The following is a 13,255-nucleotide window of genomic DNA, read 5'->3' as shown; positions in this document are numbered from 1 at the left end:
TTGTTTATAATGAGTCTAAATAAAAAATAAGAGGTGCGAAAAACGGAAGAAGAGCAGAAGGGGCAAAAGAGCGTGCGCGACCTGAAAATAGGGGAGAGCGGCGTGATATGCTGCCTCAATGACCCTGAAATGGGGCTGAAGCTGCTCGAAATGGGTTGCATACCTGGCACGGAGGTGAAGCTGAACAGCCGCGCCCCCTTTGGCGACCCCATCACGATTATCGTAAATGACTATACCCTCTCACTACGTTTAGACGAAGCCGAGACAATTTTGCTCAAGTAGTAAATTTATTTCATGACTGTCGTTACTACCCAACCTGATATACCGCAGGTCGAGAGGCCTCCTGTGCAGCCAACCATGGCAAAAATTGCCCTGATTGGTAATCCTAACTCAGGAAAAACATCTCTTTTTAACCAGTTGACGGGCCTTAACCAGAAGGTGGGTAACTTTCCGGGTGTTACAGTAGATAAAAAAACAGGCTATAGCCAGCTTACGCCAAAGCTAAAGGCGCAGATTATTGACCTTCCGGGTACCTACAGTTTATACCCGAAGTCGCTGGACGAGCGTGTTATTATTGATTTGCTCTACGACCCGGCCTCCAAACACTACCCAGACCTTGTTATTGTAACCGCTGACGCTTCTAACCTGAAGCGAAACCTGCTGCTATTCTCGCAGCTGGCAGATTTGCAGATTCCGTCGGTGCTGGCGCTGAATATGGTGGATGTGGCTGAGCAGGAGGGGGTGAAAATTGACATTCCTGCCTTGCAAAAGGAGTTGGGAGTGCCGGTTATACCTATGAATGCCCGTAAGGGCTTGGGTGTGGCAGCTCTTAAAATTGTGATGTCACAGCAGTTGGAGGCTACCAAGGCCACTTTTTTTGAGGTGCCGGCAGAACTGAGGCCTTTGCTGCAATCTATAAAGTCGAAGTTCGGCCTGAACAATGATTATGTGGCGTTGCAGTATGCACATCATTACAAAAGCTTAAAGTTTTTGACGGAGCAGGATGTGGCGTGGTTAGGTACGTTGCTGGAGGAGGCAGAATTCCATTCTATCACCCAGCAGGCCAACGAAACAGTAGCCCGCTATACCCGCATCAACGAAATGCTGCTGGACATTGTGCGGGTGGAAAAGGCGGATAAAGCGGAGAAATTCAGCAACCGCCTCGACCAGGTGCTGACGCATAAAGTGTTCGGCTACCTTATTTTCTTCTTGATTCTGTTCCTCATCTTCCAGGCGGTGTTTGCCTGGGCAAGTTACCCCATGGACCTCATTGACCTGGGAATAGCAAATCTGAATAAGCTGATACAGGAGAACTTTAATGGCCCCCTGGTGAACATGCTCACAGAAGGCGTGATTGCCGGTCTGGGCGGAGTGCTGATATTTGTACCGCAAATTGCCGTGCTGTTTGCCTTTATTGCCATTCTGGAAGAAACAGGCTATATGGCGCGCGTCACGTTTATGATGGACAAAATTATGCGCAAATTTGGCCTGAACGGAAAGAGCGTGGTGCCGCTCATTTCAGGAGTGGCCTGTGCCGTGCCAGCGGTGATGTCGGCCAGAACTATTGAGAACTGGAAGGACAGGATGATTACCATTTTCGTGACACCGCTGATGAGCTGCTCTGCCCGCATTCCTGTCTATACTGTATTGATTGCGCTGGTGGTGCCGGAGAAATATTACTTTGGTTTCCTGAACCTGCAGGGGCTGGTGCTGATGGCGCTATACCTGATAGGGTTTTTAGCGGCAATTTTCTCTGCATTGCTACTCAAAACTATCCTGAAAGCCCGTGAACGCAGTTATTTTATCATGGAGTTCCCTGTGTACAAGATGCCGCGCTGGAAAAACGTAGGTCTTACCATTATAGAGAAATCGAAGGCTTTTGTGTTTGAGGCGGGGAAAGTAATTGTGGCGGTCTCTATTATACTTTGGGTGCTAGCCTCTTACGGCCCCGGCAATAATTTTGAGGAAGCCCGGCAAAAAGCCCTGGCAGAAGCCCAGGCGCAAAACCTGAATGAAGTGCAGACAGAGAATAGGATTGCCTCTTACCAGTTAGAGTCTTCTTATGCCGGCATCATCGGCCGCTCCATAGAGCCCGTTATCCGGCCGCTGGGGTACGACTGGAAAATAGGCATCGCTTTGCTGACCTCCTTTGCGGCGCGCGAAGTATTTGTGGGTACCATGTCTACCATCTATAGCATAGGAGAAGAGGAAAACGTGAGCACCATCAAAAATAAACTCATGACAGAGAAGGACGCCAACGGAGATCCGTTCTTTACGCCTGCCCGCGCCTTCTCGCTCATGATCTTTTACCTGTTCGCCATGCAGTGCGTGAGCACGCTGGCCATTGTGCGCCGCGAGACAAAAAGCTGGCAGTGGCCGCTGGCTCAGCTGATCTATATGAGCGGCCTGGCTTATGTGATGGCGTTTATTACTTACCAGGTTTTTAGCTGATCTTTCTTTTTCCGCACTGAGAAGGGATCAAAATAAAGGCCGCTGCTCATGACGAATGGGCAGCGGCCTTTATTTTGGCTTCTACGTATAAGGCTTGTATAACGGAAATTATCATCTGCAATGGCAAGCGCAGGATAGAGTCCCTGCTTTTCTTTTCTCTACGGTTTAGTATCATGAAAACAACTAATGAAGAGGTGCCTGTTCTTGAACCTTTTCTTTTCTTATAAAAAGATCAGGTTTTTTAAAGAGATTTTTACTTTTTCTGGTCGGACTGGTGCAGCACGCGCAGTAAAAAGCGCTACTGCAAGACTGGCACAAATAGACTTCTTTATTACAGAACTATTTATTTTATGGAGTGAAAATTCATTTAATGTTTATAGCAAGAAAAAATCCTTTTAATATTCATAAAGTAAGTATCTGCTAATTATAATGTTAAAACTTTAAAATTAGCCTAAGTATCCCTAAAAGGTATGCATAAGCACTTTAATTATTTGTTAATAAGCGCAAATTTCGGTAAACTTGGTTGTTGGCCTACTTAAATATAAACTTATGAAGAAAACTTTACTGTTAAAGCTTCCTTATTATATACAACGTAATCTCTTCTCTGTTTTAAAGCGGCCCTTCTCTTAGGAGAGGTGTACGATGACTGCAGGCCCAAATCCATTATCTTTTACGACCAAGGGCGCTTGTACCCTCTTAGTCCTCTTCCTGCAGTTGATGACCTGCATCACGCCCGCTTTGAGCGCTGATGCAGCATAAGTCCTATCAATTTTGTATTCTTTTTAAATATATAATGGATCCCAAAAATTTGTGGTAACAGGTAACCCTTTTGTCTTAGAAAACTACAAGTTGAATCTACTTACTCTCCGGTTGGACCTGCTATGGGTCTGTTTGAATTGTTATATGTTAAAATTTCTACTAATCACTCACTAAACAAACAACGCAATGAAGAAAGCTTTAATGTTATGCTTCTTTCTGGTCTCTGTGCTGCAGCAGCAGGCAATGGCTCAGAACAGAACAGTAACGGGTACAGTGACTGATGCAGCTACCGGTCAGGGGCTGCCCGGTGTTGCTGTAATCGTTCAAGGAACTACGGTAGGTACCACAACTGGTGTTGAAGGTGAATATTCAATTAATGTGCCGGCAGATAACAATACGCTGGTATACCGCTTTATTGGATACAATACAGTTCGGCGCCAAATCGATAATGCCAGTTCAATTGATGTAGCCTTAGGAACGAATTCAGAACAACTACAGGAAGTTGTGGTAACGGCCCTTGGTATCGAAAGAACCAAAAACGAATTACCTTATGCAGCTCAGACTGTAGGCGGTGAAGAAGTTGCCCAAACAAGACAGCAGAACTTCACTAATGCACTTTCTGGTCGCGTGGCTGGTGTGCAGGTGCAGCAGAACAACAACCTGGGCGGTTCTACCAACGTGGTTATCCGTGGTAACAAGTCTATTGGTGGTAACAACCAGGCGCTTTTCGTAGTTGATGGTGTTCCTATTGATAACTCTACCAACAACACAGCTAACCAGGCAACTGGCCGTGGTGGGTATGACTACGGTAACGCCGCAGCCGACATCAACCCGGATAACATCGAGTCGATGACTATTTTGAGAGGTGCCGCTGCAACAGCGCTTTACGGTTCCCGCGCCGCTAATGGCGTTGTAATGATCACTACTAAAAAAGGCTCTGAGAGACAAGGTATTGGTGTTACAGTTAACACAGGTGCCAACTGGGGTTTTATGGATAAGAGCACGTACACCCGTTTTCAGAAAGAGTATGGTAGAGGTTACCCAGGAGCTGTTTATAGTTCAGAGTATCCTGGTTTCTATGCCAACGACGTAAATGGTGACGGATCCCCGGAAAGAGTAGTTGTTTTAAACGAAGATGGATCTGCCGGACCTGCTTTCGATCCAAACCTGCTTGTATGGAACTGGGATTCATTCGATCAGAGTTCTCCTAACTTTGGCCAACCTACGCCATGGGTAGCTGCTGAGAATGATCCTACTACCTTCTTTGAGACTACGTATGGTACTTCGCACAACGTGGCAGTAGACGGCACAAGCGATAAAGGTTTCTTCAGGGCAAGTTATGGTCGCAATAGCAACAATGGTATGCTGCCAAACTCTAATGTGACGAAGAACTTCATAAACTTTTCTTCTTCTTACAAGGTTACCGATAAATTAACAGCCACTACTTCTCTTAACTACACTGAAACTGATGGTCTTGGCCGTTATGGTACTGGTTATAGTGGCCTGAACCCTAACCAGGGTTTCAGACAGTGGTGGGGTACTGATGTGGACCTGGCGGAGCAGGAGCGGGCCTATTTTGCTACACGCCAAAACGTAACCTGGAACCCAAGAGCCTGGAACGATCCACGTCCGATGTTCTTCGACAACCCGTACTGGACACGTTACGAAAACTACAACACAGATAACAGACGCCGCGCTTTAGGGTATATACGTCTGGATTATGAAATAACTGATTGGTTAAGCGTTATGGGACGTGCTTCACTCGATACTTATGACGAGATCCGTGAGGAGCGTTATGCAGTAGGTTCTGTAGGCGTATCCAGCTACACCAGGCACAACGGTCGTTTCAGCGAAGCAAACTACGACCTGATGGCGAACGTGAACAGAAATTTCTCTGAAGATTTCAACCTGAAGGCCACAGTTGGTACTAACATCCGCGATACACAGACATCACTGATTCGTTCTACTACAAACGGTGGTCTGGTAGTTCCTCGCCTGTACGCACTTTCAAACTCTCGAAACCCACTGGGCCCGCCGTTAGAGCAAGACACTCGTCTGCGTGTTAACGGTTACTTTGCCAGTGCTACCCTTGGTTTCAGAGATATTGCTTTCTTAGATGTAGCTTCTCGTATTGACCAGTCTTCTTCTCTGCCTGCAGCTAACAGAACTTACTTCTATCCATCTATCTCAGGTAGCTTTGTATTCTCTGAACTATTGGAGCCTAATTATTGGTTTACCTTTGGTAAGATAAGAGCTAACTACGCGGAGGTTGGTAACATGGCGCAGCCACTGAGTGTATTCAATACTTATAACCTGTTGGCTCCGTTTGGTTCTACATCGCTTGCTTCTGTTGACGCTACCCGCAGAAACCCTGACCTGAAGCCAGAACGCACAAATAGCTGGGAGCTTGGCCTGGAGATGAACTTTATGGATGCCCGCGCTGGTTTTGACGTGACATACTATCACGCAAGCAGCGTTGACCAAATCCTGAACGTGCCAATCTCTAGAGCGACTGGTTACAATGCACAGTGGATTAACGCCGGTGAGGTGGTAAACAGAGGTTTTGAGGTGTCTGCTTTTGGTAGTCCTGTCAGTACAGAAGCCTTCACTTGGACAATCAATGCTAACTGGACAAGAAACAGAAGTGAAGTAGTGGATCTTGGCCCAATCGAGAATTATCAGATTGCTGCCTTCCAAGGTGGTGTGTCTCTGAACGCAGCTGAAGGTGAGCCGTTTGGTATGATCAGAGGTGCGGGCTTTGTTCGCAACGAACAGGGCCAGCGCGTAGTAGGTGCCAACGGTCTGTATCTGTCTAACAGAAACGCCAACACCAACATCGGCGATATTAACCCAGACTGGGTTGGTGGTGTGTCTAACACTTTCCGCTTTAAGGGTGTGTCCCTTGGCTTCCTGATCGACATGAAAAAAGGAGGCAATGTATTCTCTCTTGACCAGTCTTATGGCCAGTACACAGGCGTTCCGGACAATACTGTATTTACAAATGACCTGGGTAACCCAGTGCGTAACCCAATTGTTCGTAATGCTGACGGCAGCTATGCTCCAAACAGTGGTGGTTTGATTCTGGATGGTGTTAAAGAAGATGGTTCTCCAAACGACAGACGTGTAGAAGTGTTTTATGCCATGGGTTATAATAACCCTCCTGAAATGCACATTTACGACGCCAGCTATGTGAAACTGAGAGAGGCCACGTTAGGCTTCGCCCTGCCAGAGTCTGTGGTGTCTAGATTAGGTGTATTCCAAGGTATCGACCTCTCAATTTACGGTAGAAACCTGTACATCTTCCACAAGAACACACCATATTCTGATCCAGAAGAAGGCTTAAGCGCTGGTACCTTGTCACTTGGTTATCAAAGTGGTGCATATCCTACAATGCGAAATGTAGGCTTTAACGTAAGAGCAAGATTTTAATAAAAGATAATATGAAAAAGATATTTGCATTTTTAATTCTCGCCTTAGCCTTTGTCGGGTGTACAGATGAGTGGGACGAGGATCTAAGAGACCCTAAAAACCCTACAGAGGTTCCTGCCCCTATGCTTTTCGCTAATGCGCAGCGTAACCTCGTAGACCAGATGGTTACCCCTAACGTAAACTCAGGCATCTTCAGGCTGATATCTCAGCACTGGGCTAACACGACCTATCCTGAAGAAAGCCGCTATGACTTGGTTAGCCGTAACATACCGCAGAACTTCTGGTTCACGCTGTACCGTGATGTGCTAATGGACTTTAGAGAAGCCTCCACAATCATACAAGAAGATCAGGCGCTTAATGCCACTATCAAAGCTAACCAGTTGGCTGTGATTGAAGTGATGGAAGTGTATACTTGGTCTGTACTGGTAAATACATTCGGAGACATCCCTTACTCTGAGGCGCTGAACCCAGACATCATCTATCCGACTTATGACGATGATGCTGCTATCTACAGCGATCTGTTTACAAGGCTGGATGCTGCTATTGCTACCTTAGACGAAGGTACTGGTTCCGGAAGCTTCGGTGGTTCTGACCTGATCTACAATGGGAATGTTGAACGTTGGTTTAAGTTTGCCAACTCGCTCAAGCTGAAAATGGCTATGACGGTAGCGGATGTAAATCCAGATCGTGCCAGCGAAGCTGCCAGCGAAGCTGCGCCAAATGTGTTCCAATCAGCTGCTGAACAGGCCGTATTCAATTATACAGCTACTACGCCAAACGTAAACCCTGTGTGGACGAACCTTGTGCAGAGTGGCCGTAATGACTTTGTGCCTGCAAACACGCTGGTAGACCTGATGAATGAACTGGACGATCCGCGCCGTGCCGCTTATTTTACGCAGCATGAAGGTGCATATGTGGGAGGTATCTATGGTAATAACAACACCTATGCTAACTTTTCACATGTGAATCCTGATATAACGACTCCTGACTTCCCAGCCACAGTGCTTGGCTACGATGAAGTAGAGTTTTACCTGGCAGAAGCTGCTGCACGTGGTTTCATCGACGCAGCGCCTGCCGAACACTACACAAGAGCTATCACTGCTTCTATGCAGCTTTGGGATGTGCCAGAAGATGAGATTACGGCTTACCTGGCTCAGCCAGAAGTTGCATCCTACATTGCAGCAATGTCAGAGGCTGGTGCTTCTAACACCCTAACTGAAGAACAGCGCCAGGCGCTGGGTGTTCAGAAGTGGCTTGCGCTTTATGAGCGTCCATTCCAGGCTTGGACAGAGTTCCGTCGACTGGACTATCCGCAACTGCAGGCGCCTGATGAGCAGTATAGACCAGTATATTCAACGGTACCAGTGCGTTATCCTTACCCGCCAACTGAGCGTACGCTGAACCCAGAGAACGTTAATGCTGCAGCTTCAGCCATAGGTGGAGACGAGGCTACTACGAGAATCTTCTGGGACGTTAGGTAATTTGAACTGACAAATAGCAGCATTAGGTAATTTGCCTACTGCATTAAGAGAAAGGCCCCCGGTTTCCGGGGGCCTTTTTTATTGTGTGTGGTGGTTTCGCCCGTCGATGACGAGTATAGCGGACAATTGTTTTGACTTTATGTTTATAGAAGCACCTTAGAATAATTATAATTTTAAAGAAGGCTGCACCAATGTAAAATAATATCAAGTATAGTGAGTGCTCAATTATAAATATATTAAATAAATAGACGTTTGTTTAAAAAACATTAAATAATTAGAGAGTAAAATTAAAATGTTTTCAAAGTATTAAGATATTCAATTAATATACTACATTGTGGCTCCTTAAAACATAACAACCTTTTAGTACTCACCTTAAACTTAAACAAAATGAAGAGAATCTTACTTTTAAGTCTCTTTCTGATCACAGCCCTGCTACAGCAGGCGATGGCTCAGGTAAGAGCAATCACCGGTAGAGTGACAGACGCCTCTACCAACCAGCCACTGCCGGGGGTAGCAGTATTGGTGAAGGGAACAACCAATGGTACTGCCACAGGGGCAGATGGTACTTACTCTATTAGTGTGCCGGTGGATGGTAACACGCTGGTGTACCGTTATATTGGCTATACTACGATAGAACGTGCCATCGGCAATGCAGGAAACATTGATGTTAGTCTTTCAGTTGATGACAAACAACTGCAGGAGGTAGTGGTAACGGCTTTGGGCTACCAGCGTGAAAAAGAGACGCTGCCTTATTCAGTGGGTGCTGTAGGTGAAGAGAACCTGACATACGCCAAATCAAACGATGTGAGTACAGCTCTGATCGGTAAAGTGTCTGGTGTGCAGGTACAGGGTTCACCAAGCTCAACATTTGACAATGCAAACATTGTGATTCGTGGTGCAAACGGCTTGAGTACTTCACAGCCTCCGCTATACATCGTAGACGGTACAATAACAGATCAGAACAGTGTAATCATGGACAACGTGGCAAGTATCTCTGTTTTGAAAGGAGCTGCTGCTACAGCACTGTACGGTAACAGAGCCGGTAACGGTGTCGTTATCATTACCAGCAAGAAAGGCGCTAAGGGCACGCCAACTGTAGAGCTGAACCTTTCGGCTTCTTTCGAGCGCCCATCTGTTATGATGCCTTACCAGAATGAATATGCGGGTGGATATACTTCGGCCGCCGCGGCGCCAACAGCAAGAAACGGATACAGCGACGACGGCTTCTACGTGTTCCGCTACGACGAGGAGACACACCCAGCAAGTTGGGCTGCTTTTGACGGTCAGAATATATTAGAGTATGGTGCTGATGAAAGCTGGGGGCCACGTATGAATGGCCAGCAGTACCGTCCATACTACTCCTGGTACCCCGGGGAAGAATTCGGACAGCTGTCTTCTTTGGTTGCACAGCCGAACAACATAAGGGATTTCTACCGCACAGGCACATACTTTAATAATAGTATTGCTGTAAGTGGTGGAGCTGATAACTATCTTTACAGAGTTACATACGCAAATCAGAACCGCTCACTGATCACGCCGAATGCCAACCGTGATCAGCACCAGGTAGGCTTAAACTCCGCTTTGGATGTAACTAAAAAGTTAACCGTAACAGCTGACTTCTCCTATACCTACAACAACACCAAAGGTCAGCCAGGAGAAGGATACGCGCTGGACGGGTCGAACGTGACGCAGAACTTTAATCAGTGGTTTCAGCGGCAGCTGGACTTTGAGCGGTTAAAGAAATACAGAAACCCTGATGGCAGCCTGAACTCCTGGAACATAGGCGACCCGAACGCAACTGGTGACCCTTCTATTTACCTGGCGCCTGCCTACTGGGATTCCCCATACTTTGTAATCAACGAGAACTACAGCACTGGCAATAACAACATTCTGGTTGGTAACCTGGGCTTTAACTATAAGTTCAACGACCATTTTGGCTGGCAGAGTTATGCGCGCATGAGCTACAGAAACAGGCGCGGCGACTCCCGTATTGCCACCGGCGGTATCAATACAGATGAGTATGCTACTTTCCAGGACGTGACAAATGAGATGAACTACGAGTCGAACTTCACCTATAAGCAGGTGTTCGGTGATTTCTCTGTAGATGCATTAGCAGGCGGTAACATTCGCCGTAACCGATACAATGGGGTGGAAGCAAGAACGCAGGGTGGCTTGAGCTTCCCTAATTTCTTTGACATTTCTGCTTCAGTGGCCCGCCCACTTATTGAGCGTGAGTATAATGTAGGAGACTTTGCCCCACAAACAGTAAGAAGCTTGTACGGTAGAGCATCCTTTGGCTTCAAGAGCCTGTTGTTTGTGGATGTAACCGGACGAAATGACTGGTCTTCTACTTTGCCGGAAAATAACAATTCTTTCTTCTACCCTTCAGTAGGGGGAAGCTTCGTGTTCTCTGAACTGCTCCAGGGCAGCGGCATTACCAACGTGCTAAGCTCCGGTAAACTAAGAGCATCATGGGCACAGGTAGGGGATGACCCTAGCCCGTTCCAGGTGAACATAGCTAACATTAATGAGCCGCTATACAACGGAACAGCCTCGGCCTCTATAGGCAACGTGTTCAGAACCGGTGCGATTGAGCCTTCGGTAACTACTTCGTGGGAGGTTGGAACAGACTTGCGCCTGTTTAACAGCTTAGGTCTGGAGTTTACTTATTATGTGGATAACAACGAAAGAAGAATCCTTAACCTGGACATAGACCCAACAACAGGATTCAGCAGCTACCAGATTAACGCTGGTAAAATCCAGCGCAAAGGCTTTGAGGCAAGCCTGAGTGCAACACCGTTCCGTAGCGGAGACTTTGCCTGGGATGTGGTGGTGAACTTCGGCAGAAACCGCTCTGTGGTGGAGGAACTGACAGAAGGGCTGGATAATTACCTGGTAAGTACACAGCGTAACGATACCCGCTTAGAGCACCGTGTGGGTGCAGAGTGGGGTATGCTGGTTGGCCGTATGTGGCGGCGCGATGAGGAGGGCCGTGTGGTAGTAGGCTCTAACGGTTTACCGCTCTACGACATCAACCAGGAGCGTGGTACTATTCAACCTGATTATACAGGTGGTTTATTCAATAACCTGACTTATAAAGGCCTTAGCCTGTCCTTCTCTGTTGACTTCCAGAAAGGTGGTCTGTTCCACTCCCTGACTAAAATGTATGGCTTAGGAGCTGGTCTGCACGAGAGCACAGTTGGTGTGAACGATTTGGGTAATGATTGGCGAAACTTCCCTAGTAGCGGTGGCGGCATTTTGATTCCTGGCGTGTATGCACCGAACACTAAAATCAACGATGTAGATGTAAGCGGACAGCCAAATACGACATACATCCCCGCCCGTAGCTACTTCTATGCAGCACAGCAGCGCGACAACATCAATACCATGGTGCTGGATAAGTCTTATGTGAAGCTGCGCGAAGTGCGTTTGGGATACGAATTGCCATCGTCACTGTTTAGTGGTGTAGGCGTGAAGGGAGCTAACTTAGGTGTTATCGTAGGAAATGCATGGTTGATTTATGCCCCTGCTCAAGAATTCGGTATAGATCCATCTGAGCTAGAGAACACCTGGTATGAGGGTGGTCAGCTGCCAGCTACACGTACGATTGGTGCTAACCTGAGAGTGAGATTGTAAATATGAAAAAGCATATAATCATGAAAAATAAGTTTTTATTGTTCATTGGAGTCATGTTTGCAGTGGTTGCGTGCGACCCGAGCGAATTTGATGACTTAAACGTTGACCCGAGGCAGGTAACTGAAACTCCTACGGCAACACTGTTAACGTACTCTTTAACGAAACTGCCTTATACCACTTTTAATGCACCAGGCCGTAACGAAGCAGGTTTTTCAACAAACTACTTGGATTTCTATGCCCAGTATTTGTCGGAAGGACCTTACCCGGCTAGCTCCCTGTATTCAACGCGAAACCTGGACTGGGCAGACTGGTATAGAGGTCCGCTTTACAACCTGCAGACCATCATCAACCTAAACAATGATGACAGCCCGTTAGCAAGCATCGGAAATGGCTCTAAAAATAATCAGGTAGCGGTAGCCCGTATCCTGAAAGCCTACTACTTCTGGTTCCTGACAGATATCTATGGTGATCTTCCTTATTCCGAGGCGCTGCAAGGAAACGAAGTGCTGCAGCCGTCATATGACCCGCAGGAAGAAATCTACGATGATCTGTTCAAAGAGCTGACAGAAGCTCAGGCGATGATCAACGAGAGTGAGGCAGGCGTTACAGGCGACATATTACTGCATGGTGACATGGGTATGTGGAAGAAGTTTGCCAACACAACACGCCTGTTTATGGCGCTGCGTTTGATGGAGAGAGACCCGGCCAGAGCAGAGGCTGAAATGACAGCCGCTTTAAGTGCTGGTGTGTTAGAGGAAGGAGAAGATATCACGTACCAGTTCCTTGGTGGAGATCCTAATCACTGGAACCCGTGGTACGAGAACTACTCCAACGATAACCGTAACGACTATGCTATCAGCAACACGTTGGCCGACTATATGATTGAAACGGAAGATCCACGCGTGTGGGTTTACGCTGAGAACCTGAGTGGCCAGGTAAGACCGTTGTCTTACGGAAGCAATCAGGCAAGACAAATTCCCGGTTCATTCAGCCGGATTGGAGATCAACTGCGTGCTGACAACACCAATGTGCCTGTCTTCACTTATGCGCAGGTGCTGTTTGCGCAGGCGGAGGCCGCAGAGCGTGAGCTAATCAGCGGTAGCCCGGCAGAACTGTACAATGATGCAATTGAGGCTTCCTGGAAATTCTGGGGGGTGTATGATGAAACTGCCTTTAACAACTTTATAGCTGATGCCGGGGTGGCTTATTCAGATGCCAACGGGTTACAGCAAATTATGAAGCAGAAGTGGGTGCACCAATACCTGAACGGCTTTGAGGCCTGGACAGACTGGAGAAGAACCGGTTACCCGGAACTGACGCCTGCAGAAGATGCCACACAAACAGGAGGCATTCCGCGCCGCATGGGATATCCATCAAATGCAAAGGCCTTAAATGCAACTGGGTATGAGGCTGCAGTTGCCCGACAGGGTGCAGACGACAACTTCACCCGAGTATGGTGGGATGTGCAATAATCTATTAAGGCTGAAGCCTGAATTTTA

The 13,255-nt window shown here is 47.2% G+C and carries 6 protein-coding genes; all 6 read left to right on the top strand.

What is annotated here, in order from left to right; translation table 11 throughout:
• The first annotated feature begins 33 nt into the window (after nt 1-33).
• The 6 genes from DXT99_RS16360 to DXT99_RS16330 all read left to right on the top strand — a co-directional run bounded on the left by DXT99_RS16360 (nt 34) and on the right by DXT99_RS16330 (nt 13,228).
• Nucleotides 34-282: a FeoA family protein gene (locus DXT99_RS16360; protein ID WP_115566653.1), complete on the top strand. Its 249-nt coding sequence runs from the start codon at nt 34-36 to the stop codon at nt 280-282.
• Nucleotides 283-357: 75 nt separating this feature from the next.
• On the top strand, nt 358-2,451 hold the full coding sequence (gene feoB / locus DXT99_RS16355; protein WP_394851332.1) for a ferrous iron transport protein B: 2,094 nt from the start codon (nt 358-360) through the stop codon (nt 2,449-2,451).
• A gap of 945 nt (nt 2,452-3,396) precedes the next feature.
• Entirely contained in the window at nt 3,397-6,639 is a 3,243-nt protein-coding gene (locus DXT99_RS16345) for a SusC/RagA family TonB-linked outer membrane protein (RefSeq protein WP_246000773.1), read from the top strand.
• 11 nt (nt 6,640-6,650) lie between these two features.
• Nucleotides 6,651-8,120, top strand: a complete 1,470-nt coding sequence (locus DXT99_RS16340) for a SusD/RagB family nutrient-binding outer membrane lipoprotein (protein WP_115566650.1) — start codon at nt 6,651-6,653, stop codon at nt 8,118-8,120.
• 387 nt (nt 8,121-8,507) lie between these two features.
• The gene (locus tag DXT99_RS16335; protein WP_115566649.1) at nt 8,508-11,756 is read left to right on the top strand and encodes a SusC/RagA family TonB-linked outer membrane protein; all 3,249 of its coding nucleotides are present in this window, start codon (nt 8,508-8,510) and stop codon (nt 11,754-11,756) included.
• 20 nt (nt 11,757-11,776) lie between these two features.
• Complete coding sequence (locus tag DXT99_RS16330; protein ID WP_181885150.1) at nt 11,777-13,228, top strand: SusD/RagB family nutrient-binding outer membrane lipoprotein; 1,452 nt, start codon at nt 11,777-11,779, stop codon at nt 13,226-13,228.
• Nucleotides 13,229-13,255: the final 27 nt, after the last annotated feature.

Origin of the sequence: Pontibacter diazotrophicus (assembly GCF_003367245.1) — a bacterium.
Taxonomy (GTDB): Bacteria; Bacteroidota; Bacteroidia; order Cytophagales; family Hymenobacteraceae; genus Pontibacter; species Pontibacter diazotrophicus.
The sequence above is the reverse complement of the archived record's forward strand: the minus strand, read 5'-3'. Positions and strand labels throughout refer to the sequence as shown.